Raw genomic sequence first — 23,884 nt, forward strand, 5'->3', positions numbered from 1 at the left:
TGCCCGATCTACTGCCCGATCTACTGCTCGACTCGTGCCGACACCGCGTCGAGCTCCGCGACCTCGTCCGCGTCGAGCTCCAACCCGGCGGACGCCAGCAGGGCGGGCAGCTGATCCACGACGCGGGCGCTCGCGAGCGGAGCGGCGATCTGCGGGCGCTGACGCAGCCACGCGAGGGCGACGGTGGCCGGTTCGACGCCATGGTGGGCCGCGATCGTGTGCAGCGCGTCCACCACGGCGAGGCCGGCGTCGGACAGATAACCGGCGGCCGCCCCGCCCCGCGCCGAGCTCTGGAGGTCGTCCTTGGTGCGGTACTTGCCGGTCAGGAAACCGCTGGCCAGCGCGTAGTAGGGAAACACAGCGAGCTGCTCCTCGGCGGCGATCGGGGCGATCCCCGCTTCGTAGTCGGCCCGCTTCACCAGGTTGTAGTGCGGCTGGAGCGCCACGGGCAGCGTGAGGCCGTCGCGGCGGGCGACGGCGAACCATTCGCGGATGCGCTCGGGGCTGTAGTTGGACAGGCCGATGGCGCGGACCTTGCCCGCCTTCACCAGGGCGTCGAAGGCGGCGGCGGTCTCGGCCAGCGGCGTGCTCCGGTCGTCGAAGTGGGCGTAGTAGAGGTCGATGTAGTCGGTCTGAAGGCGCTTGAGGGAGGCGTCGGCGGCGGCCGCGACGGTGTCGGGGGCCAGGCCGCGGAAGTCGGGGTGGGAGCTGACCTTGGTGGCGACCACGACGTCGCCGCGGTTGGCGCGCTTCGCCATCCAGGCGCCGATGATCGTCTCCGACTCGCCGCCGTGGTTCCCGGGCACCCAGGCGGAGTAGCCGTCGGCGGTGTCGACGAGCGTGCCGCCGGCAGCGGTGAAGGCGTCCAGGACGTCCTCCGAGGTCGCCTCGTTGCTGGTCCATCCGAAGGTGTTGCCGCCCAGCGCCAGCGGGAAGATCTCGATGCCGCCGAGTCCGATGGTTGTCATGATGGGTACCTCTTCCTGAGTCCGGTGGCCGTCTAAGCGGGCACCGGTCAAGGATCGGACATCGGAGCCGCCCGTGCCATCAGTCGGATGGCTGTCTGCCCGGTCGGCCAGTGGTGAGGGAGGACGTGGCACGTGGTGGACGAGCAGGCGCGGCCCGGCCGGGTGCTGATCACCGGCGCGGCGGGCGGGGTCGGGACGATTCTGCGCGGCGGGCTGGCCGCGTTGGGCTGGAGCGTGCGCGGGTTCGATCTGGTGACGCCAGCAGAGCCGGACTCCGACCCGGACACTGGCCCGGTTTCCGACGCCGTCGAGTGGATCATCGGCGACATCACCGACCCCGCCGCGATCGAAGCCGCGATGGCCGACGTCGACGTCGTCATCCACCTGGCGGGCATCCCGGTCGAAGACCACTTCGCCGCGATCCTCCACGCCAACATCGACGGCACCCACCAGGTGTTCGACGCGGCCGTGCGCGCCGGCGTGCCGAGGGTGGTCTACGCGAGCACCAACCATGTCGTGGGCTACTACGAGCGCGCGGACTTCACGGACACCAAGCTCGGCGTCGGAGCCCGGCCCAGGCCCGACACCCTCTACGGCGTCTCGAAAGTCTTCGGCGAGGCCCTCGGCTCCTACTACCACGACCGCCACGGCCTCCAGGTCGCGTGCGCCCGCCTGGGCGCCTGCTACGCCGAGCCGCACACCCGCCGCATGCTCGACACCTGGCTCAGCCCGGCCGACGCCGTCCGGCTGTTCCACGCCCTGGCCACCGCCCCCGACCTGGGTTTCGAACTGGTCTTCGGGGCCTCGGCGAACCGTACCGGCTGGTGCGACCTCGGCCCGGCCCGGCGCCTCGGCTACCACCCCCAGGACGACTCCGAGCGGTTCCGGGACCGGTTCGCGGATCAACCGCTTGATCCCGACGATCCCGAGGTCCGCTACCTCGGCGGCGACTTCACCACCGCGCTACCACCTGCTTGACCGGCTGCGGACCGTTCGGGGACCGACCCCGGGTCGCCCGCCCATCCCACATCCTGATCACTCGCGCATACATACGATGCGGCCTGCGAACAACTGAAGCAGACTGTCCTCACTACGGACGAACGCGCGCATCGCCCAGGTGGAGGAAAACCACAGATGGAGAAGAACCCAGGCTTCGCACCTCCCGTGCTCCTCACGGAGCGCCAGTTGGCGAGGCTTGCGGCGGTCGGGTTGGAGCGGGAGGTCGTGTCCGGGGAGGTGTTCTTCACCGCCGGCGACCCGTCCTACGACTTCTTCGTCGTCCTGGAAGGCGCGGCGGAGGTCGTGGACCGGCTCGGCGGCCGGCACGAGCGCGTGGTCGCCGCCTACGGTCCGGCGGAGTTCCTCGGCGAGATCGGCATGATCACCGGTGAGCGGGCCCGCTTCACCGGTCTGGCCCGCGCCGCCGGCCGGGTGCTGCAGGTCCCGCTGGCGGCCATCCAGACCCTGATAGCCCAGGACGCCGAGCTCAGCGAGCACATCCTCCGGGCGTTCCTGGACCGCCGGGCCAACCTGCTGCGCAAGGGCGCGGGCCTGACGCTCATCGGCTCCCGCTACGACGAGCGGTGCAGAGCCCTGCTCCAAGCCTTCTCGCTGAACCGGACCGGCGTGAACTGGCTCGACCTGGAGGAGGAGCCGGAGGCCGAGGCGCTGTTGTGCGAGCTGCGGGTGCCGGTGGCCGATCTGCCGATCGTCATCATCCCCGGCCGTCCGCTGCTGCGGAACCCGCAGCCCTCCGACCTCGCCGCCGAGTTCGGCGAGCCGCCGACCGCCGCCGAGCCCGAGGACGACGTCTGCGACCTGCTGGTCATCGGCGGGGGACCGGGCGGCCTGGCGGCGGCGGTGTACGGGGCCTCCGAAGGGCTGGCCACCGCCATCGTCGACTCGGCCTCGTTCGGCGGCCAGGCCGGCACCTCCTCGCGGATCGAGAACTACCTCGGCTTCCCCGCCGGCCTGTCCGGCGCCGAGCTGGCCGGCCGCGGGATGGTCCAGGCCGCGAAGTTCGGCGTCCGGCTGCACCGCAACGCCCGCGTCACGGACTTCGCCACCAGCAACGGCGTGCACTACGTCACCTGCGCCGACGGCCGCGTGTTCAAGGGCCGCGACGTCATCATCGCCACCGGGGCCGAGTACCGGCGCCTGGACGTGCCCGGGATCGAGGCCTGGGAGGGCAACGGCGTGCACTACGCCGCGACTGTCTCGGAGGCCCGGCGCTCGCAGGACAAGCCGGTGGCCGTCATCGGCGGCGCGAACTCCGCCGGGCAGGCCGCGCTGTTCCTGACCCGGACCTCCAGCGTGGTCCACCTCCTGGTCCGCGGCGCCGACCTGGAGCACTCCATGTCCCGCTACCTGATCGACGCCGTCCGCTCCAACCCGAGGATCCGTGTGCACGTCCGGACCGAGGCCGTCGCGCTGCGGGCCGGGACGTCGGTGACCGGGCTGGAGATCGTGGACCGCGTCACGAATCAGTACTCGCATCTGGACGTCAGCGCGGTCTTCGTCTTCATCGGCGCGATGCCCTGCACCGCGTGGCTCGACGGCCAGGTCGTGAAGGACCGCGACGGGTTCCTGCTGACCGGCCACGACCTGGACGGCGAGTGGCGGTCCGACCACCGGGCGCCGCTGTCCTTCGAGACCAGCATCCCCGGGGTGTTCGCCGTCGGCGACGCGCGCAGCGGGAGCGTGAAGCGGGTCGCCACCGCGGTCGGTGAAGGCTCGGCGGCGGTGCGGCTGGTCTTCGAACGGCGACGGATCGACAGCGTCGAGCCGGTGTGAGAACGGTTCCGATTCCCCGCGGCCATCCGCCGACGACCCCGGTGAGGTATGTGAACGTGAACCCGTTGCGACAGCTCACGGCCTGGCTGCGCCCCCGCGACCCCGGCTACGCCGCCACCCGGCGCGCCGCCCGGACCGCGCTGGTGATGCCTTCCCTGTTCGCGCTGTGCTCGCAGGTCTTCCACGCGCCGGTCACCGGCAGCTTCGCGGCGTTCGGCGCCATCGCGATGCTGCTGCTGGTCGACTTCTCCGGGACCCGGGTGGAGCGGCTGCGCGCGCACGCCGCGCTCGGCGCCGCCTGGATCGTGCTGGTGGTGCTGGGATCGTTGGCCGCGCAGTCGGTGTGGACGGCGGTCGGCGCCACCGTCCTGGTCGGCTTCGCCGTGCTGTTCTCCGGCGTGGTCAGCTCGGTGCTGGCCGGCGCCACCACCGCGCTGCTGCTGGGCTTCATCCTGCCGGTGTCCACGGCCGCGCCGCTGTCGCAGATCCCTGACCGCCTGTTCGGTGTGCTGCTGGCCACCGGCGCGGCCATGCTCGCGGTCACGTTCCTGTGGCCGAGCACCTTCGAGTTCCCGCTCGCGCGGCCGGCGGCGCAGGTCTGCCGGGCCGCGGCCGGACAGCTGCGCGCCGAGGCGCAGCACTACAGCGCCAAGGTCGGCGGCCGGACGTTCGTCCAGTGCGTGGACTGCGCGCAGGAGACGGTCTCCACCGCCAGGACCCTGCGCGGGATCTTCCTCAAGACCCCCTACCGGCCCACCGGCCTGTCGACCGGATCGCGCGCCCTGGTGCGCCTCGTCGACGAACTCACCTGGCTGACCGCCATCCTGGCCGAGTCCGGGCCGGAGGACGAGGACGACCTGACCACCGACGCCGAGTCCGTCGCGGTGCGGCGCGCCGCCGCCGAGGTGCTGGACCTGTCCGCCGACCTGCTGGAGAACCCGCGCCACGACGTGGACCGGCTGCGACAGGCGGCGCAGGAGCTTCGCAGCGCTCTGACGGTGATGGAGGAGCGGGCCGTCATCCGGCTGCCGCTTCCGCGCGCCGCCGGTGATGCCGTCGCGCACGGCAGTGAACCGACGACCACCGGCACCGAACCGACGACCACCGGCGTCGGCGTCGAAGGGTTCATCGACAGCCTGGACGTGTCCTTCCGGGCCCAGGAAGTCGCCTTCGTCGTCCTCCAGGTCGCGGAGAACATCGTCACCGCCCGCGCCGCCGACCGCCGCCGCTGGACCGACCGGCTCCTCGGCCGCGAACCGGAGTCGGCGACCGGGGCCTTCGCCAGCGCCCGCGAACGCGCCCTGGCCCACCTCGAACCGCACTCGGTCTGGCTGCACAACAGCATCCGCGGCGCCGTCGGCCTCGGCATCGCGACTGCGCTGGCCGACCGCACCGGCGTCGAACACTCCTTCTGGGTCATGCTCGGCACGCTGTCGGTGCTGCGCTCCAACGCCCTGAACACCGGCCAGAACGCGTACCGCGCGATCAGCGGCACCGTCGCCGGATCCGTCCTCGGCGCCGGGCTGCTCCAGATCATCGGCCACGATCGGCCCGTGCTGTGGCTCCTGCTCCCGCTCGCGGTGCTGGTCGCGGGGATCGTCCCGGCCGCGATCTCGTTCGCCGCCGGCCAGGCCGCGTTCACCGTCACCCTGGTGATCCTGTTCAACATCTCCCAGCCCGCCGGGCTGTCGCTCATCTACGTCCGCATCGAGGACATCGCCCTGGGCTGCGCCGTGAGCCTGGTCGTCGGACTGTTCTTCTGGCCGCGCGGCGCGGCCGCCGCCGTCAGCAAAGCCCTGGCCGAGGCCTACGCCGACAGCGCCCGCTACCTGGTCGGCGCCGTGGACTACGCGGTGTCCTGCTGCGGCACCGGCCCGGCGGCCCTCGACGCCCCGCAGGAAGGCCGCCGTGCGGCCGCCGCCGCCCGCCGCCTGGACGACGCCTTCCGCACCTACCTGGCGGAGCGCGGGTCCAAAGCCGTCCCGCTCGGCGAGATGACCACCCTGGTCACCGGCGTCGTCGTGCTGCGGCTGGCCGCCGACGCGGTGCTGGAGCTGTGGCGGCGCTCGCCGACCGGGCTGCCCGCCGCCGACCGGGCCGCGGCCCAGAAGGAGCTGCTGGTCCTGGCCGAACGCATCCTGCGCTGGTACGAGAACCTGGCCGAGGGCCTGGAGGGCGGGGCCGCCGTGCCTGAGCCGCAGCCCTCCGACCACCGGACCACCGTGCGCCTGGCCGAAGCCGTGCGCCGCGACCTCTACGACCCGGACGGCCAGGCCACCGCCACCGGGGTCCGCATCATCTGGACCGGGGACCATCTGGAGGCGGTGCGGCGGCTGGAGCCGGTGCTCGCGACGGCGGCCGGACTGGCCGGGGTCTAGGGGTAGCCGGTTCGGCACCCGGTTCCTCACCCAGTTCGGCAGCCGGTTCGCCGCGACGGACCGCGTGGAAGGCTTCCCTTATGGTTGCCCCTATGAAGATCGCAATCCTCGACGACTACCAGGAAGTGGCCCGGGAGCTGGCCGACTGGGACTCCCTGGACGCCGCCGTCGCCGTGTTCACCGTGCCGTTCCGGGACGCCGACGACGTCGTGCGCAGCCTGCACGACTTCGACGTCGTCGTCGTGATGCGCGAGCGGACCCGCTTCCCGGCCGAGGTCCTGGAACGCCTGACGAACCTGCGGCTGCTGGTCAGCACCGGGCCGCGCAACGCCGCCATCGACCTCGCGGCCGCGCGGCGCCTGGGGGTCACCGTGTGCGGGACCGCATACGACGCCTCGCCGACCGTGGAGCACACCTGGGCCCTGATCCTCGCCGCGGCGCGGAACCTGCCCGAGGAGACCGCCTCGATGCGGACCGGCGGCTGGCAGCTGGGCCTGGGCACCGGCCTGCACGGCAAGACCCTCGGCCTGCTGGGCCTGGGCAACCTCGGATCCAAGGTCGCCCGGATCGGTCAGGCGTTCGGGATGTCGACGATCGCCTGGAGCCAGAACCTCACCGCGGAGAAGGCCGCCGAGCACGGCACGCGCGCGGTGACGAAGGAACAGCTGTTCGCCGAGAGCGACGTGCTCTCCGTCCACCTGGTGCTCAGCCCGCGCACCACCGGCCTGGTCGGCGCGCCGGACCTGGCGCTGATGAAGGACTCGGCGATCTTCGTGAACACCTCGCGCGGGCCGATCGTCGAGGAGTCCGCGCTCGTCGACGCGCTGCGCGAGCGGCGGATCCGCGCCGCCGCGCTCGACGTCTACGACACCGAGCCGCTCCCGGCCGACCATCCCTTGCGTTCGCTGCCGAACGCGGTGCTCACGGGCCACATCGCCTACGTGACCCGTGAGCTCTACCAGACCTTCTACGGCGGCGCCGTCGAGGACATCGCCGCCTTCCGGGCCGGCCGGCCCATCCGCGTGATGGGGTGAGTCGGCACCCTCGTCAGTACCCTCAGTCCTCGCCGTGCGCCGCCACGGCCACGTCCTGCCACTCCCGCCACGTCGCCAGCCGCGAGGCGTAGTCCGCCTCGATCGTGGACAGCGGCGTGCGGCCCAGGAAGACGCGCAGCGGCGGCTGCTCGGCGTCCACGATCTTCAGGATCGCAGGGCTCGTCGACGACGGGTTGCCGCGCTGCATGCCGGTCCGGCGCTCGCGGTCCGCAGCCCAGAACGCCTCGTACGCGGGCAGCTCGGCGCTGCGGACCGCCGACGGCCCGGCCCAGTCGGTGCTGAAGCCGCCCGGCTCGACGATCGTCACGTGGATGCCGAACGGCGCGACCTCCCCGGCCAGCGCCTGCGAGAAGCCTTCCAGACCCCACTTCGAGGCGTGGTAGGCGCCGATGCCCGGGAAAGCGCTGACGCCGCCGATGCTGGACACCTGGATGATGTGGCCCGAACCCTGCTCCCGCAGGATCGGCAGCGCCGCCTGCGTCACCCACAACGCCCCGAACAGGTTGGTCTCCAACTGGGCCCGCACCTCGGCCTCGGTCAGCTCCTCGATGGTGCCGAAGTGCCCGTAGCCGGCGTTGTTGACCACTACGTTGAGGCGTCCGAAGTGCTCGGCGGCCCGCCGCACCGCCGCGAAGTCGCCGTCCCGGTCGGTGACGTCCAGCCGCAGCGGCAGGAACGTGTCCGGGTACTGCTTCGCCAACGCGTCCAGCGTGGCCAGGTCCCGCGCGGTGCCGGCGACGCGGTCGCCCCGCTCCAGCGCGGCCTCGGCCCACTCCCGGCCGAAGCCCTTGGACGTGCCGGTGATGAACCATACTTTCGACATTTCAGATCTTCCTCAGGGGGTGATCAGCGCTCACAGCTTCCGCTACGCAGGAACACTACGGCGGGCGCGGGTTAATCCCGGGCAGCGCCATGCTGTGCGGACCGCGTCACTAGGCTGTCGCAGAAGCCTGGGATCCACGAAAGGAACGCACGATGCCCCGACGGCCACTGGTTCTGGACAGCGATCCGGGACTCGACGACGCCGCCGCGCTGCACTACCTGCTGGCCCGCCCGGAATGGGAGCTGCTCGCCTATACGGCCGTCGGCGGCAACGTTCCGGTCGACCTCACCTTCCGCAACGCCCGGGCGCTCGCCGCCGCGTTCGGCATCGACCACGACGTGCCGGTGTACCGGGGCGCCGGCCGGCCGATCAGCCGGGTCCCGATCGGCGGCGACTTCCACGGCGCGAGCGGCCTGGGAAGCGCCGAGCTGCCGGACTCCGCCGTCCCCGAACAGCAGAGCCTCGCGCCGCTCGAACTCCTGCGCCTCAGCCACGTATACGAGAACGAACTCACCGTCGTGGCCACCGGGCCGCTCACCAACATCGCCGCCGCGCTGATCCTGGACCCGGAGTTCGCCCGGCGGGTCGCGCACCTGGTGTTCATGGGCGGCGCGGCGCTCGTGCCGGGCAACATCACCTCGGTGGCCGAGTTCAACATCTGGGCCGACCCCGACGCCGCGGACCTCGTCGTGGCCAGCGGCATCCCGTACACCATGGTCGGCCTGGACGTCACCCACCACGCGCCGCTGACCGCCGACGACGTCGCCAAGATCGACGCCGCCGGCACCGACCACGCCCGGCTCACCGCCGCCCTGCTGCGCGACTACCTGAACGCCTACCTGACCTTCACCGGCCGGGACCACGGCTTCCTGCACGACCCGCTGGCCATCGGCGTCGCCAGCGACGAGAGCTTCGCCGAGGTGCGGACCGGCTGCGTCGTCGTCGGCACCGACCTGGGGCTGCACCGCGGCCAGACGGTGTTCATCCCCGACGACGCCGCGCAGACCCCGTTCCTCACCGAGGCGACCCGGGCCCGGACCGCGGTGAAGGGCAACGTCGCGGTGGCCCCGGGGCGCTCGCTGTTCCCGGCGGACTTTGTCAGCCGCCTGCGACAGCCGCTGCAGTAGCGCGGTGTGGAGGGCCGGTAGCCGCCAGTTGTGTCCAATGCGCCAACGGAAACAGAACCCTGTAGTACGTTGTCGCGCACTGCGATAGTCAGAGCAAGTCAGGGGGGCGAGCTCATGGCGGACTCCGGTCCGATCCGGATCGTCGACAACAGATACCGCCTGATCCGCAAGCTGGGATCCGGCGGGATGGGGGACGTGTGGGAGGCACAGGACGAGCTTGAATCAAGGGCCGTGGCCGTCAAGGAGGTGCGCCTGGCGACGCACCTGCCCGACGCCGACAAGAGCGCCAGGCTCACCCGCGCGTGGCGCGAGGCCCTGCACACGGTGACCGTGGCCCACCACCCGAACATCATCCAGGTGCTCGACGTCGTCGAGGACGACGGCCGGCCGTGGATCGTCATGGAGCTGGTCCAGTGCCGGACCCTGGCCCAGCAGGTCGCCGCCGACGGCCGGGTCGGCCCGCGCGAGGCGGCCCGCGTCGGGCTCGCCGTGCTCGACGCCCTGAGCGCCTGCCACGCCCGCCAGATCCACCACCGCGACGTCAAGCCCTCGAACATCCTGATGGCCTCCGACGGACGCGTGATCCTCACCGACTTCGGCCTCGCCTCCGGCGACGCCCCCGACGGCGAGAGCCTCACCGCGCTGACGCCCTTCGGCATCGCGGTCGGGACGCCGGAGTTCATGTCGCCCGAACGCGCCCGCGGCCAGGCCGCGACCGCCGCCTCCGACCTGTTCTCGCTCGGCGCGACGCTGTACTTCGCCGTCGAGGGCCGGTCCCCGTTCCGGCGCGACAGCCTCATCGCCACCTCCACCGCGGTGATGCTGGAGGAACCCGAGCCGCCGCGGAACGCCGGGCCGCTGGACCGGGTCCTGTTCGGCCTGCTGCGCAAGGACCCCGAACGCCGGGTCAGCGCCGAACGGGCCCGGGAGCTGCTGGAAGCGGTCCGCCGCGAGCTGTCCGGCCGGGTCGGGCAGGTCGGCCCGGCGGTGTTCGGCGAATCCCCGCGCAGCCCCTCGCTGTTCCTCGGGCCGATGCCCGCGCCGGTGCCGTCGGCGGACACCCCCGGCGGGGGCGTGCCGATCGTCGGGTCCACGGACGACGGCCTGGTCCCGCCGGAGCCCGCGGACACTGACGACGGCGGCGCGCGCCACGCGTCCCGCACCCGCGAGCGCCCGCTGATGCTGCTCGGCGCCGGTCTCAGTGTGTTGGTGCTGGCGGTGGTGATCCTGGTGGTTAAGAACTCTGGGTAACCGGTCCACCCCGTTCGCGAGCGCGGCGTAAGCCAGTCCTCTTCCGTTCTCTGAGCATTCAACCTACGCAGGCACGCATGTCACATGACCTGCCTACGTTCCACAGGGCTGAATGAAAGAGGGGCTCATGGAGACGACTACCGCTGTACGGGGCCAAGGGATCACCAAGTGCTTCGGGGACGTCGTCGCGCTCGACCGGGTCGACCTGGATGTGGCGCGGGGCCAGATCCACGGGTTGGTCGGGCCGAACGGGGCGGGCAAGACCACGCTGCTCGGGTTGCTGCTGGGTCTGGCCGTGGCGGACGAAGGCCGCCTGGAGATTCTAGGGAGACCGGTGGGGCGCGCCCTGGCCGCGCCCGAGGGGATCGCCGGGTTCGTCGACGGACCCGGTCTGTACCCGGCGCTGACCGCCAAGCAGAACCTGACGGCGCTGGCGAGGCTGCGGCACCGCGACGTGCGGACCGCCGGCGTGGAGGAAGCGCTCGACCAGGTCGGCCTGACCGAGGTCGCCGACGACAAGGTGCGCGGGTTCTCGCTCGGCATGCGCCAGCGCCTCGGGCTGGCCGCGGCGCTGCTGACCAAGCCGCGGCTGCTGGTCCTGGACGAGCCGGCGAACGGGCTGGACCCGGCCGGCAAGAAGCACGTCCACGGCGTCCTGAACCGGCTGGCCGCCGACGGCGCCACGGTGGTGCTCTCCAGCCACCGGATGGACGACCTGGAGGCGCTGTGCTCGGAGGTGACGATCCTGTCCGTGGGGCGCGTCGTCTTCTCCGGGCCGCTGGCCAAGCTCTCCGCCGAGAACCGCGAGCTCGAATACCGGGTCCGCACACCGGATCCGCTGGCCGCCCGCGGGATCGCCGACCAGGTGCCCGGCATCGCCGTGGTCGAGCCCGGCGCGGCCGGGACACGGCAGGACCCCGAGGTCGTGGTGGTGCGAGCCCTGGTGCCGGCGCTGGACGAACTGGTGGTCCGCCTGGTCGGCGCCGGGATCGCGGTGCGCGAACTGGCGCCGGTCGTCTCGCCGCTGGAGGCGGCTTTCCTCGCGCTGACCGAGCAGGATCAGCAGCTTCCTGCTGAGCAGGGTCAGCAGCACTCTGCCGAGCAAGAGCAGCAGCCCCCGGCCGAGCCGGAACAGCCGCACTCTGCCGAGCAGGGCCAGAAGGATCCGGCCGAGCGAGCCAAGGAGCACGACGCCTCATGACCGCGACCCTCGACCAGACTCCCGTCGCCGACGCCGCGCCGGCGGAGTCCCGCCCGGTCCCGGTGTCCCGTGCCTATCGGTTCGAGCTGGTCAAGCTGTTCTCGCCGTGGCGGGTTCGGCTGCTGGTGCTGGCCTGCTTCCTCGGTCCCGGGCTCGCGGTCGTGGCGATCAAGCAGCAGAGCACGCTGCCCTCGGACACGCTGTTCGGCCGGTGGATGCACGCCTCCGGGTGGTCCGGGCCGCTGGTGGTGCTCGGCTTCGCCGGGACCTGGGCGTTGCCGTTGCTCACCTCGCTGGTCGCCGGCGACGTCTTCGCCGCGGAGGACCGGCTCGGCACCTGGCGGCATCTGCTGGTCGCGGTGCGCTCGCCGCGCCGCATCTTCGCGGCCAAGGCGCTCGCCGCGGTGACCGTGATCCTGCTGCTGGTGGTCGGCCTGGCGCTGTCCGGGATCGTCGGCGGCCTGCTCGCCGTCGGTGACAAGCCCCTGATCGGGCTGGACGGCCACAGCCTCGTCGGCGGCGACGCGGCCGCCAAGGTGCTGTTGGCCTGGCTCAGCGTCCTGGCGCCGACCCTGGCGCTGGCCGCCATCGGCCTGCTCGGCTCGGTCGCGCTGGGCCGCTCGCCGATGGGCCTGCTGCTGCCGACCGTCGCCGCGCTGGCGATGCAGCTGGCGCAGATGCTGCCGTTGCCGGTGGCCGTGCGCTTCGCCCTGCCCGGCTACGCGTTCATCTCCTGGAACGGCCTGTTCACCGATCCGCAGCAACTCAGTCCGCTGCTGATCGGTATCGCGGTCAGCCTGGTCTGGGCGGTCGTCGCCACCGCGCTGGCCTATCTGCTCTTTCTGCGCCGCGACTTCACCAACCTCACCGTCGACAACGCCGGGCGCCGGGTGCTGACGCTCGGCGTCGCGCCGCTGGCCGCGCTGTTCGCGGCGACTGTCGGCGTGGTCGCGATCGCCGGCGGCGGCACCGGGTCCGGGATCACGCAGGAGAAGCTCCAGAACTCGCTCGCGGTCAACTTCGCTCATCTGTACCGGCTCCAGGAGGACGAGCTGCACCGGCCGGCCGTCACCGAGGCGCAGCTGGCGGCCTCGGCGGCGTGCACCAAGGCCGACGGGCTGAGCGCGCCCGAGGGCCCCGGGAACGACTGGCGCTGCGTCGTCAGCTGGCACGTGCCGAACGTCGCCATCACCGGCCAGGCCATCTACCAACTCGACGTCACCGCCAACGGGCGCTACATCGCCGACGGCGACGGACCCAAGGAAGTGAACGGCTACTTCCTGCTGAAAACCCATGACGGGGACGCCCCCAACCCGTTGTGGCAGTTCGACGGCAACGTCGACCTCCTTCCTTCGCACTAGGTCCCAACCACTCCCGAAGGATCAATCCATGCAAGTGCAACGCCGTAGAAAGCCCACCGGCAAGACGGTCGATCCGGCCGAGACCGCGACCGGCCGGGGACGCCTGGCGAAGGCCGGGGTGGCCACGGTCACCCTGGTCTTCACCGGTGCCACGATCGGCTCGGCCTCGACCAAGCAGCTCGGCACCCAGCAGGTGGGCCAGCTGACCAACAAGGGCCAGGTCATCTCCTCCGACCAGTACATCAACCCGATCGGCACCCGCCTGGTCGTCAACCAGGGCAAGATCATGGCCTCGACGGTCAGCCCGGACGGCACGCACGTGGCCGCCACCGTCGCCGACGGCGGCGCGGCGCTGGTGATCGTCGACCTGCGCAGCTGGCAGGTCCAGCAGGTGGTCGGCAGCGGGTCCACCGCGAACCTGAAGATCAGCGGCAACGACGTCGGGCAGACCGCCCCGACCTACTCGCCCGACGGCAAGACCCTGCTGCTGGGCCGCCAGGGCGGCCTGACCAAGTTCTCGGTGAACGCCGACGGCACGCTGGCCAACCCGGTGGACATCAAGATCGCCGCCACCGCGGCCGGCCAGCTGGCGCTGACCGGCAGCATCGTGTTCACCGCCGACGGCGCCACCGCCTATGTCGCGGTCAACGGCCAGAACACGGTCGCGGCGATCGACGTCGCCTCCGGCACCATCAAGCAGAGCTGGAACACCGGCAACGCCCCGCGCGGCCTGGTGCTGGTCGGCAGCAAGCTCTACGTGAGCAACGAGGGCGGCCGGGTCGCCACCGCCGCCGACCAGACGCTGAACTCCTACGGCACCCAGGTGCCGGCCGACCCGGCCACCGGCGCCGCCACCTCCGGCACCGTCAGCGTCATCAACACCGCCGACGCCGCGGCCGCGGTCGGCAGCATCACCGTCGGCCTGCACCCGACCGCGGTGTACGCCTCCGGCGGCACGCTGTTCGTCACCAACACGGCCTCCAACACGGTCTCGGTCATCGACACCGCCAAGGACAAGGTCGTCCAGACCATCGAGACCCAGCCCTGGCCGCAGGCCACCGTCGGCTACGAGCCGGACGCGGTGACCCTGACCAAGGACGGCCGCCTGCTGGTCACCCTGGGCCGGGCCAACGCGGTCGCGGTCTACCGCTTCAGCTCGGCGAAGGAGCCGGCCCGCTACATCGGCCTGCTGCCCACCGACTACTTCCCGACCGAGATCACCACGGTCGGCAACCAGGTGCTGGTGTCCAACACCCGCGGCATCGACGCCCTGCGCCCGGTGGTGGCGGCCGGCCACGGCACCCACGACACCACGTCCAGCCTGCAGAAGTTCACGCTGCCGGACGACCGCGCGATCAAGAACTACACGGACAAGGTCTTCCAGTACAACGGCTGGACCGACAACTCCGTCACCTACGCCAAGGGCAAGGGGAACAAGACCCCGGTCCCGGTCCCGGCGCGGATCGGCGACCCCTCGACGATCAAGCACGTCTTCCTGATCGTCAAGGAGAACCGCACCTACGACCAGGTCTTCGGCGACGACGCGCGCGGCAACGGCGACCCCACCCTGACCCAGTACGGCCAGGCCGTGACGCCGAACCAGCACGCGCTGGCCCAGCAGTTCGGCCTGTACGACAACACCTACGACACCGGCACCAACTCCGCCGAGGGCCACAACTGGCTGATGCAGGCGGACAACCCCGAGTACACCGAGTCCTCGGCCGGCGAGTACCAGCGCAGCTACGACACCGAGGACGACGCCCTGGGCCACCAGGCCTCGGGCACCTTGTGGTCCGGCGCGCAGGCGGCCGGCAAGACCGTGCGCGACTTCGGCGAGTTCCAGCAGTTCCTGACCAAGCCGGCCGACGCGACCTGGCAGAACCTGTACTGCGACGCCAAGACCATGGCCGCGACCGGCTCGGCGACCCAGTACCCGCTGGTGTCCTCCTCGCCGATCCCGTCGCTGAACAACGTCTCGGTCCCCGGCTTCCCCAAGTTCGACACCTCGGTGCCGGACATCTACCGGGCCCAGATCTGGCAGCAGGACTTCCTGAAGAACGGCCCGGCCAACCTCAACATGTTCTGGCTGTCCAGCGACCACACCGGCGGGCCGGCCAACGGCCCGGCCCAGGTCGCCGACAACGACCTGGCGGTCGGCCAGATCGTCGACACCATCACCCACAGCCAGTACTGGAAGGACTCGGCGATCTTCGTCGTCGAGGACGACTCGCAGGCCGGCCTGGACCACGTCGACGGCCACCGCGCCCCGATCCAGATCATCAGCCCCTACGCGCAGCACGGCGTGGTGGACAGCCGCTACTACAGCCAGATCACGATGGTCCGCACCATCGAGCAGATCCTCGGCGTCCACCCGATGAACCAGATGGACGCCGCGGCCACGCCGATGACCACCGCGTTCACCGACAAGCCGGACTACACGCCGTTCACGGCGCTGCCGAACCAGACCTCGCTGACCGGCGGTCTGAAGACGCCGCCGAGCTGCGGCGTCGACACCCCGGCCCCGGCTCCGGCCGCCGCGGCCGCCGCCGCGCCGGCCACCGCCAAGGCGGCCGCCGTCGGCAACGCCGCCACCACCACGATCCCCGCCGGCGAGCAGCAGGTCGCGTCCCAGTGGCAGACCTGGCTGTCGCAGCAGCACACCACCGGCGGCACCGCCCGGCCCGACTTCGCCAACCCCCAGCAGATGAACCACTACAGCTGGTACGAGGCGAGCGGGTGGACCAAGCCGTACCCGGGCGAGGACAAGATCTACGCCCCGGACCAGGTCCCGGGCGCCTTCATCCCGTCGAACGACTCGGACGACTGAGACGGCTGGGACGATCGGTCGCGGTCCGGGCCCGACCACGGGTTCACGATAGTAGGGCAGCAAGGCACAGCAGGGTACTGAGGTGCTCGGCCGGAGGTCCTCCGGCCGAGCGCTTCGGCGTGCGCGGACGGACGGCGGTCGGGGCGGGCCTGATCGGCGGCCGCCCGGCGTCCGGTGCGGGCCCGGCGCGGGTCAGGCGTGAGCCTGGCGTGGGTTCCGAGCCGGTGAATCAGAGGTTTTACTCAGACTTTGCCGACATGTCCGCCATGGCGCTGCCAGACTCCCCAGAGGTATAGACCAACAGGTCTATACCAAGTCGCGGATCGCTCCTGTCGGCACCACCCCGGCCGACGGGCCAAGCAGCGCACGCACCCCGGCTCATCCACGGTTAGGGAGGCATCCATGCGTTCCACCAGGCTCATCGGCTTCCGTACGGCGCAGGCGCACCAAGGGCTACGCCGACTGCCGCACCAGCTTCCGCGCCGGCGCCGCCCTCGGCCGTGAGCACTCCGGCGCAGGCGGCGCCTCCACGCGGAACACCGAGAGGTCGCACAACGAGACGTTGAACACCGTCCCGGTGCCGTCCTCCACCACCTTCACCGCGGCCTGGCACACCTTCTCCGCGTGCGGCAGCGATTCGAAGACCGGAGGTTGAACAGGGCGCGCTATCCGGCCGTCCTCCGTGACCACCCGCAGGTCCGGATCGGTGCAGATCAGCTCGACGAGTCGGCGGATCGGGCTGGGGTCGAAGCCCGCCATGATGGGGTGTCCTCACTCTCCTGCGACTGCTGTGGACCCTAATGCGCCCTGGGCTGCGGCAAAGGTACTCAGACCATTTATTCGCGCGCTCCGGGGAGTTCTTGTCCGCGACCGGCTCCGGAGTCGCAAAACGCTGCGAAAGTTCACCCGCCGATCCCTGTGCACGGGGTCGCAGCGGTGCTGTCATGACAGGCGACCCCGGGCGGCACGGCCGGGGTCCGCCAGGACCTGTGTCCCCCCTGACTCCACCCCCCCCAGGAGACCCCATGCGCTCGCTGCTGTCCCGCACCGGCACTGCTCGCACAGCCGCTGTCCGCACCACCGCTGCCCGCACCACCGCCGCCGGATCGGCCTTCGCCCTGGCCGTCGGCGGCCTGCTCCTGTCCACCGCCGCCACCGCCCACGCCAGCACCTGCTCGCACTCCCGCCTGCCGCTCCCGGACTCGGCGTGCACCCCCGGCGCCTACAACCCGTCGGTGACCCAGTCGACCATCGGCTCCACGATCTGCGTCTCGGGCTGGACCGCGACCGTCCGCCCGCCGACGTCGTACACCAACCCGCTCAAGGCGCAGGGCATCATCGACTACGGATACAGCGACACCAGCATGGCCGACTACGAGGAGGACCACCTGGTGCCGCTGGAGCTCGGCGGCGCGCCGCGCGACCCGTCCAACCTGTGGCCGGAGCCGTACTACGGCAGCCCGACCGCCAGCACCAAGGACGGGGTCGAGACCAAGCTGAAGAACGCCGTGTGCTCCGGCCGCATAACCCTGGCCGCCGCGCGGAGCGCGATCAGGACGAACTGGACCACGGCGCTCCAGGTCACCGGCATCGGCTGATCCTCGGAGCCGGTTGTACGCACCACGCACCTAGCGCGTCGAGCCGCGCATCGTCCGATACGCCGTGATCGCACCCGCCGCGGCCGCTGACATCGCTCCCACTGTCAGCGCGGCCTTGCGATTCCGGTCCCGCCGCGCGTTCCGAGCCGTCTCGGCCTTGAGGCCGGCACGGCTCGGATGCCGGTAGCGGCTCTGGGCGAGTGCTTAGCGATCCGCGTCGGGCGGGTCGGGCCGGTCGGTGGGGCCCGGCCGGTCGGTGGAGCCGGGGCCGGAGCCGGCCAGCGCCTCGATCCCCGGTCGCAGCAGGCTGATGACGTGCTCGGGGTCGGCGTCGGCGAGGGCGTCGGTCTTCAGCAGGTGGCGGGAGATGGTGACGCCCAGGACGACGGCGCTGATGACGGCCGCGCGCAGGTCGGCGTCCTCGGCGGGGATCGCGCGTTCGATGGTCGCCTGGTAGCGGGTCGCGGCGGAGCCGACGGCGCCGGCGGCCTCGGGGTGGGTCAGCATCGAGCGCAGGATGGTCAGCGACGCGACCGGCTCGTTAGTCAGGCGGTCGGCGAGTCCGGCCAGGACGGCCTCGGCCGCCCCGCCGGGGCCGGCATCGAGCGAGGGGACCGGGGCGGCGTCGATGACGCGCCGGAAGAGGTCCTGCTTCGACCCGAAGTAGTGCATCACCAGCCCGGCGTCCACCTCCGCCAGCGCGGCCACGGCCCGGATCGTGGTCCGCTCGTAGCCGACGTCGAAGAAGGTGCGCGTCGCGGCGTCGAGGATGCGGGCTTCGGTCCGGCGGCGCTGTTCGGCGCGGGACGGGGGCTGGGGGTCGGCCATCCGTTCATTCTACGAGCGTTGACCGAGCGCGCGGCCGGACCTACGCTGGTTCATTGAACAAGCGTTGAATGAACCGACCGAGGGGGAGAACCTCATGCCGTCCACCACGCCCGCCGACCTCCTGGCCCGCCGCCGCGACCTGATCCTCGCCGGCGACGCCGACGGCTTCGCCGCGCTGTTCACCCCCGACGCGGTGATCGACATGCCGTTCTCGGGGACTCCGGAGGCCCCGGCGCGCGTGGCCGGCAGAACGGCCATCCAGGAGTACGCGCGCCGCGCGATGTCCTCTCCGATGCGGCTGGAGGACTTCGAAATCTCCGAGCTCCACCAGACCCAGGACCCCGAAGTGGTGGTCGTGGAGATGCGCACGAAGGGTGCCGTCACCACGACCGGCCGCTCGTTCAGCGTCACGTCCGTCCAGATCCTGCGGATCCGCGACGGCCTCATCGCCTCGTTCCGCGACTACGCCGATCCCCGGGTCCTGGCGGAGGTCCTGGGCGATCGGCACTCAGGGGGCTGATCCGCGCCGGGTCCGATCGCCGGGCGCGATCGCCGGGCGCGCGGCGTTCGGCAGCCTCAGCGCGCTACGCGCCCGGCGAGGAGCTCGCTCAACCGCAGAACCCTGATGTCGACCTGGCCCGAACCGTCCTCCCAGGCGGCGATGGTCTCGCAGCCCTGCTCCTCCAGGATCGGCTCGCCGTCGGGCTCGCTGCCCGCGTAGGCGAGCCCCTCGCCGCTCCAGCCGTCCTGGCAGGCGAGCTTCAGGTGGTTGCGCAGACGCTCGTCGGGGACGGCGGCCAGGGCCTGCTCCCACTCCTCCTCCGCCTCGCCGTCGAACTCCGCGACCAGGTCGGGGCCGGTGCCCAGGCCCACGGCCGCGCGCAGGGCGTCGACCAGCGTGCCGTCCGAGGCCATCCGGGCCTGCCAGACCGACCAGGTGCCCGGCGCCTCGGCGAGCAGGGCCGCGTCGTGGCGGGCCAGGACGGCGCCGAGATCGCGGCCCCGGATCAGCCCGGTGCGGGCGTGCGAGGAGCTGAAGTACGCCGGGGCGAGGTCGGCGTGCAGAGCGGCCGGCAGCCGGCCGTCCGGATCCCAGATCTCGAACAGGGAGCCGGCGGCGGACAGCTCGATGGCCGGCTCGCCCTGGTCGTAGAGCAGGAACGGGGTGTCGTCGAGGACGGCCTCGCCGGACAGCGCCTCGGGTTCCAGCCAGACGGGCTCGCGGTTGAATTCGGATTCGCTCAGGAAGTTGCCGCTGTAGTAGGCGGCGTATTCAGCCTGCGGGTCGTGATCGGAGAGCGGATGGCCGAGCAGGATACTGAAAGCGTCGGCCAGCTGGTCGTTCCAAGAGGGTGACATGGCCACAACTTATCCGTCCGGGGTGACCGGTTCGGCGCTCGCGCGGGAGCGCGGGTTCCGCACCAGCGGGGCCGGGGTGGGAAGCGGTCCGTCAAGTGACTGATGCGCGCCGGCGGCGGCTGCCGGAGGATGGCCGCGTGCCAGACTTCGACACCGACCCTACCCAGCTCCTGGAGTCCGCGCCGTGGGCGCTCGCCGCGATGATCGGCACCCTCCGGGACGCGACCGCGGCCCCGCTCCAGAACGTGCTCGCCACCAATCCCGAACGCACGGCCGTGCTGGAAGCCGCCGGACTCGTGCGGCGCGGCGCCGGAGGCTTCACCGTCCATCCCGTGCTGGAGCCCGCCGACCCCGCGACCGGCCGAAGCGTCGTCGCGGCCCGGTTGAGCGGTCTGCGCCAGGCCCTCGACGCCGCCGAGTCCGAGCAGATCCCCGGCGCCGAGCAGCGCTGGGCCCAGCAGAGCGACGAGGTGCTGCTGAACCAGGGCCGCGCGTCCGCCGCCACCGGCCGGGCCATCGCCGGACGCGTCGTCCCGGCCCTGCCCGGGCTGCCCGAGCGCCTGGCCCGCGCCGGAGCCCGGATCCTGGACGTCGGCACCGGCGTGGCGGCGCTCGCGGTCGTCCTGGCGACGGAGTTCCCGGCGGCCGAGGTCGTCGGCGTCGACGTCCTGCAGCGGGCCCTGGACCTGGCCAAGGCCGAGCTGGAGCAGGCCGGTCCCGAGGCCGCCGCCCGGATCGCCGTGCGGCTCCAGGACGTCGGCGACATCTCGGAGCAGAACGCTTACGACCTGGTCTGGCTCCCGATCCCGTTCCTGTCCGGCCCGGCGCTGACCGCCGCGCTGCCGCGCCTGCACACCGCCCTGCGGCCCGGCGGATGGCTGGTCGCGGGCACCCACCAGGCCTTCTCCGACCCGCTGCGGCAGGCCGTGGCGGCCTGGACCGGATACCTCAACGGCGGCAACTCCGCCTCCGATACCGACCGCGCCGCCGAGGCGCTGCGGACCGCCGGCTTCGGCGACGACCGGCGGTTCCCGACCGTGCCGGGCGGCCCTATCCTGCTGGCCGCGAGAAAATCCCCTGACCCGGAGTGAGAATGCCGTGCGGGTCGAAGCGGTGCTTGGCGGCGCGGAACGCGGACCACTGATCCCCGTACTGCACACGCCAGTCGGCAGCGGTCATCGGGATGGAGTCGACCGGATAGATCGTGCCGCCGAACGCCTGCGCTTGGAGGTACAGGGCGCGGTTGGCCTCCAGCATCGCCGCCGCCGGCAGCGCGCCCGGATCGGGCGCGGCGGTGCGCAGGACGGCGAACAGGAACACCAGATCCGAGTCCGGGGTCCGCAGCAGCGGGGTGCGCAGGCGGGCCCGGGGGATCGGGTAGAGCAGGATGACGCCGCTGGGGCCGACGTCGGCGAGCGTCAGGCCGGCCATGGCCGCGGTGACGTAGGCGTCGGTGGCCGCGTCCGGCAGGAGCAGGTCGGACCAGGGATGGGGGTCGTACCATTCGCCCGACGCCTTCAGATACGCGATGGCCGGCGCGAGGTCGTCGACGAACCCGCGATAGTCGAACTCCGCGACGACCGGCGGGCCCTGGAACCCCAGGTCGCCGATCAGCGCCTGGTCGTCCGGCGCGGCGGCGTCGTAGTAGACCGCGCCTTCGAGCTGATACTGCCAACCGCCCCCGGGCAGCGCCGCCGCCGCGCCCTCCAGCCAGTCGAAGCGCCCGTCCCGCACCGCCCGCCGCTGCGCCGCCGTCAGTTCCGCGACGGTCGCGTACGTGAGCGTGTATTTGCGCACCCGGGCGCGCGCCGGCACCAGCGTCAACACCGCGCGGGTGATGACCCCGACCTGGCCCAGCCCGGCGCGCGCGGCGTGGAACAGCTCGGCGTGGCGGTGCGCCGAGCAGGTCACGACCTCCCCGGTGCCGGTCACGACATCGAGCTCGACGACGGTGTCGACCTGCGCACCATGATGCTGCGCGGCGCCGCCGAGGCCGCCGGCCGACAGCGTGCCGCCGACCGACCGCTCGATGTAGTCGGTGAACACCGGCGGCGTGAGGCCGTGCGCCAGACACGCGTCCAGCACCGCGCTCCACACCGCGCCGGCCTGTACCTCCACGGTGCGCCGAGCCGGGTCCACGGCGATCGCGTGCAGCGGTCCCATGTCGATGACCAAGCCCGCCTTCACCTGCGCCTGCCCGAAGCACTGATGCCCCTGACCGCGCGGCGCGACGTCTATTCGCCGAGGCCCGCAGTACCGGATCATCGCGGCTATGTCGCCGACCGAGCCCGGCAGCAGCACCGCACTGGGCGTCCGGCCGGTGACGAGATGGCCGAAGTCGTCGGCGTAGGGCGCCAGCGCCGCCGGATCGGTGAGCAACGTGCCGTCGAGATGCGGAACCCGCTCGGCGCCGAGCCCGCCGTCCGCACCGGCCTGCGTCGCCCAGGCGCGCGATCCGGCGTCGAAGCCGACAACGGCGGCACCGACTCCCACGGCCCGCAGGAACGAACGGCGGTCGGGCTCGCGATCGTGGGTCATGGCCAGAGTCTCCTCGCTGCGGAAGCCGCATCTAGACAGAACTCTGATATTAGCGACCGGTCCGACCGGCCGACCTGCCGACCGATTAATCGATCGGCACACCGGCAGCCCGACAGCCCGACACACCGACAGCCCGCACCTCGGCACACCGACAGCCCGGAAGCCCGGAAGCCCGGAAGCCCGGCTCGACCGGCAGTCCGGCTCGACCGATCCCTTCAGCAGCCCGACCGGCCGCCGCCCCCCCCGGATCAGCCGGTCCTCACCCCGCGCTCCTGGACGCCGTCCGCCCTCACACCGGCATCGGCAGCAGCATGATCGGCGTGGTCGTCGGCTGCGCCGATCCGCCCGAGGGCTCGATGGTCAGGCCGATGGTGCGGGCGTCGCCGAGGCCGCGCGCCAGCACCGATCCGGCGGTGCCGTTGTCGCCGGTCGGCAGCACGCCGCCCGAGCGGGTCCCGGACGGCCCGATCATCCACAGCTGGTAGGCCTGGCCCGCGGGCAGCTTCGTCAGGCCGTTGATCGCGATCGCCGCTTCGTCGTGGCTGCGCGAGGCGAGCACCATGCCCTTGCCGCCGGTGCTGACCGGGACCGAGTCGGCCCGGGTGTCCGGGGCCGCCAGCAGGGCCGCCATCGCGGCGTCGCGCTGGTTGGCCTGGTCGAGCTGGTTCTGCTGATCGGCCACGCGGACGCCGAGGACCGCCACCGTGGCGGCCAGGCCGGTGGCCAGGCCCCAGCCCAGCGCCGTGACCCAGCGCCGCCGGGGCCGGCCGGCGCCGCGATCCGGGGCCGGGGCCGGGGTGGCGGTGACGATCGGTGGCACCTGCCGGGTCACCGCGATCTGCGCGTCGACCGCGGCCTTCAGGCGGGCCGGCGGCGGTTCGGCGGCGGCGGAGGCCAGCAGGGCGGCGGTCTCGCGCAGCTCGGCGACCTCCTGGCGGCAGGTGGGGCAGCGCTCCAGGTGGCGTTCGAAGGCGGCCTGCTCCGCCGGCTCCAGGGCGTGGGCGGCGTAGGCGCCGGTCAGGGCGTGGATCTCCGGGTCGATGGCGGTCATGCTCCCACCCCCAGGCAGTCGCGCAGCCGGGCCAGGCCGTCGCGCAGGCGGGTCTTCACGGTGCCGAGCGGCGTCTCCAGCAGCCGCGCGACTTGAGCGTAGGTGTAGCCGCCGTAGTAGGCCAGCGTCACCGACTGCCGCTGGAGGTCGGTGAGGGTCTCCAGGCAGTGCCGGACGCGCTGCCGGTCCAGGTGCGCCTCGACGGCCTCCACGACGTCGTCGAACGGCGGCTCGGTCATCATCTCCGCCACCCGCGCCTCACGGCGGTTGCTGGCGTCCACCGAGCGGACCCGGTCGACCGCGCGGGCGTGCGCCATCGTCAGCGCCCACGCCCGGACCGTGCCGCGCGCCGGGTCGTAGCGGCCGGCGGTGCGCCAGATCTCCACGAGCACCTCCTGCGCCACTTCCTCGGCCTGCGCCGGGTCCCGCAGCACCCGTCGCGCCACTCCGTACACCGGACCGGCGAGCTGCTGGTAGACGGTGTCGAAGGCACCGCGGTCGCCGAGGGCGACCTGGTGCAGGCAGGACTCGAGCGTGGCCACGGCCTCGGCGGTGTCGCTCTTGGGGCCGGAACGTCCGAGCATTGGCTGTCGTCTCCAGTGGTCGATGCCCACGGCGGCAGGCTGCCGGGCCGAGTCTTCCAGGTCTCTCCGCACGTAATAGGTTCGACGCACCGGCGGTTTCGGATTGGTCCGATCTGGAACCGCTTCGAGGGACGTTATTACT

20 protein-coding genes are annotated in these 23,884 nt (G+C 72.2%); 12 read left to right on the forward strand and 8 right to left on the reverse strand.

From position 1 onward, the window contains the following. Positions 1 to 20: 20 nt before the first annotated feature. Entirely contained in the window at positions 21 to 968 is a 948-nt protein-coding gene (locus tag ABD481_RS18160) for an aldo/keto reductase (protein WP_344666864.1), read from the reverse strand. A 132-nt stretch (positions 969 to 1,100) separates the two neighbouring features. On the opposite strand from ABD481_RS18160, the gene ABD481_RS18165 reads away from it, so the two are divergent. The 4 genes from ABD481_RS18165 to ABD481_RS18180 all read left to right on the forward strand — a co-directional run bounded on the left by ABD481_RS18165 (position 1,101) and on the right by ABD481_RS18180 (position 7,173). After that, positions 1,101 to 1,946: an NAD-dependent epimerase/dehydratase family protein gene (locus ABD481_RS18165; RefSeq protein ID WP_344666865.1), complete on the forward strand. Its 846-nt coding sequence runs from the start codon at positions 1,101 to 1,103 to the stop codon at positions 1,944 to 1,946. A gap of 156 nt (positions 1,947 to 2,102) precedes the next feature. Then, positions 2,103 to 3,761 (forward strand): FAD-dependent oxidoreductase, encoded by a 1,659-nt coding sequence (locus ABD481_RS18170; RefSeq protein ID WP_344666866.1) that lies wholly within the window; start codon positions 2,103 to 2,105, stop codon positions 3,759 to 3,761. A 56-nt stretch (positions 3,762 to 3,817) separates the two neighbouring features. Then, positions 3,818 to 6,139 (forward strand): FUSC family protein, encoded by a 2,322-nt coding sequence (locus ABD481_RS18175; RefSeq protein ID WP_344666867.1) that lies wholly within the window; start codon positions 3,818 to 3,820, stop codon positions 6,137 to 6,139. A gap of 92 nt (positions 6,140 to 6,231) precedes the next feature. After that, positions 6,232 to 7,173: a D-2-hydroxyacid dehydrogenase family protein gene (locus ABD481_RS18180; protein WP_344666868.1), complete on the forward strand. Its 942-nt coding sequence runs from the start codon at positions 6,232 to 6,234 to the stop codon at positions 7,171 to 7,173. Positions 7,174 to 7,195: 22 nt separating this feature from the next. Here the strand turns inward: ABD481_RS18180 and ABD481_RS18185 are convergent, their stop codons facing one another. Then, the gene (locus tag ABD481_RS18185) at positions 7,196 to 8,017 is read right to left on the reverse strand and encodes an SDR family oxidoreductase (protein ID WP_344666869.1); all 822 of its coding nucleotides are present in this window, start codon (positions 8,015 to 8,017) and stop codon (positions 7,196 to 7,198) included. 152 nt (positions 8,018 to 8,169) lie between these two features. On the opposite strand from ABD481_RS18185, the gene ABD481_RS18190 reads away from it, so the two are divergent. From ABD481_RS18190 to ABD481_RS18210, 5 genes are all read left to right on the forward strand, one after another. Then, positions 8,170 to 9,144, forward strand: a complete 975-nt coding sequence (locus ABD481_RS18190) for a nucleoside hydrolase (protein WP_344666870.1) — start codon at positions 8,170 to 8,172, stop codon at positions 9,142 to 9,144. Between the two features lie 114 nt (positions 9,145 to 9,258). After that, positions 9,259 to 10,395: a serine/threonine-protein kinase gene (locus tag ABD481_RS18195; protein WP_344666871.1), complete on the forward strand. Its 1,137-nt coding sequence runs from the start codon at positions 9,259 to 9,261 to the stop codon at positions 10,393 to 10,395. 127 nt (positions 10,396 to 10,522) lie between these two features. Beyond that, a complete protein-coding gene (locus ABD481_RS18200; RefSeq protein WP_344666872.1) occupies positions 10,523 to 11,596 on the forward strand; it encodes an ABC transporter ATP-binding protein in 1,074 nt (357 codons plus the stop codon). Further along, positions 11,593 to 12,957 carry an ABC transporter permease gene (locus tag ABD481_RS18205; RefSeq protein ID WP_344666873.1) on the forward strand — a complete coding sequence of 455 codons (1,365 nt, stop codon included), beginning with the start codon at positions 11,593 to 11,595 and terminating at the stop codon, positions 12,955 to 12,957. Before ABD481_RS18200 ends, ABD481_RS18205 begins: the two co-directional genes overlap by 4 nt. Before the next feature lie 28 nt (positions 12,958 to 12,985). Then, positions 12,986 to 15,784 (forward strand): alkaline phosphatase family protein, encoded by a 2,799-nt coding sequence (locus ABD481_RS18210; RefSeq protein ID WP_344666874.1) that lies wholly within the window; start codon positions 12,986 to 12,988, stop codon positions 15,782 to 15,784. Between the two features lie 453 nt (positions 15,785 to 16,237). Here ABD481_RS18210 and ABD481_RS18215 read toward each other — a convergent pair whose 3' ends face one another. Beyond that, a complete protein-coding gene (locus ABD481_RS18215; RefSeq protein ID WP_344666875.1) occupies positions 16,238 to 16,543 on the reverse strand; it encodes a hypothetical protein in 306 nt (101 codons plus the stop codon). Between the two features lie 266 nt (positions 16,544 to 16,809). On the opposite strand from ABD481_RS18215, the gene ABD481_RS18220 reads away from it, so the two are divergent. Continuing rightward, complete coding sequence (locus ABD481_RS18220) at positions 16,810 to 17,382, forward strand: hypothetical protein (RefSeq protein WP_344666876.1); 573 nt, start codon at positions 16,810 to 16,812, stop codon at positions 17,380 to 17,382. Between the two features lie 204 nt (positions 17,383 to 17,586). Here the strand turns inward: ABD481_RS18220 and ABD481_RS18225 are convergent, their stop codons facing one another. Then, positions 17,587 to 18,210, reverse strand: coding sequence for a TetR/AcrR family transcriptional regulator (locus ABD481_RS18225; RefSeq protein WP_344666877.1), 624 nt, complete (start codon positions 18,208 to 18,210; stop codon positions 17,587 to 17,589). Between the two features lie 94 nt (positions 18,211 to 18,304). On the opposite strand from ABD481_RS18225, the gene ABD481_RS18230 reads away from it, so the two are divergent. Further along, complete coding sequence (locus ABD481_RS18230) at positions 18,305 to 18,730, forward strand: nuclear transport factor 2 family protein (RefSeq protein WP_344666878.1); 426 nt, start codon at positions 18,305 to 18,307, stop codon at positions 18,728 to 18,730. A gap of 56 nt (positions 18,731 to 18,786) precedes the next feature. On the opposite strand, the gene ABD481_RS18235 is transcribed toward ABD481_RS18230, so the two are convergent. Continuing rightward, a complete protein-coding gene (locus tag ABD481_RS18235) occupies positions 18,787 to 19,569 on the reverse strand; it encodes a hypothetical protein (protein ID WP_344666879.1) in 783 nt (260 codons plus the stop codon). A gap of 137 nt (positions 19,570 to 19,706) precedes the next feature. On the opposite strand from ABD481_RS18235, the gene ABD481_RS18240 reads away from it, so the two are divergent. Further along, complete coding sequence (locus ABD481_RS18240; RefSeq protein WP_344666880.1) at positions 19,707 to 20,660, forward strand: SAM-dependent methyltransferase; 954 nt, start codon at positions 19,707 to 19,709, stop codon at positions 20,658 to 20,660. Here ABD481_RS18240 and ABD481_RS18245 read toward each other — a convergent pair. From ABD481_RS18245 to sigK, 3 genes are all read right to left on the reverse strand, one after another. Then, positions 20,620 to 22,107 carry an FAD-binding protein gene (locus tag ABD481_RS18245; RefSeq protein WP_344666881.1) on the reverse strand — a complete coding sequence of 496 codons (1,488 nt, stop codon included), beginning with the start codon at positions 22,105 to 22,107 and terminating at the stop codon, positions 20,620 to 20,622. The two genes, ABD481_RS18240 and ABD481_RS18245, sit on opposite strands and share 41 nt — an antisense overlap. 289 nt (positions 22,108 to 22,396) lie before the next feature. Next, positions 22,397 to 23,158, reverse strand: coding sequence for an anti-sigma factor (locus ABD481_RS18250; protein ID WP_344666882.1), 762 nt, complete (start codon positions 23,156 to 23,158; stop codon positions 22,397 to 22,399). Then, a complete protein-coding gene (sigK, locus tag ABD481_RS18255) occupies positions 23,155 to 23,742 on the reverse strand; it encodes an ECF RNA polymerase sigma factor SigK (protein ID WP_344666883.1) in 588 nt (195 codons plus the stop codon). Before sigK ends, ABD481_RS18250 begins: the two co-directional genes overlap by 4 nt. Positions 23,743 to 23,884 lie beyond the last annotated feature (142 nt).

It is taken from the genome of Catenulispora yoronensis, assembly GCF_039531695.1.
GTDB classification, from domain to species: domain Bacteria; phylum Actinomycetota; class Actinomycetes; order Streptomycetales; family Catenulisporaceae; genus Catenulispora; species Catenulispora yoronensis.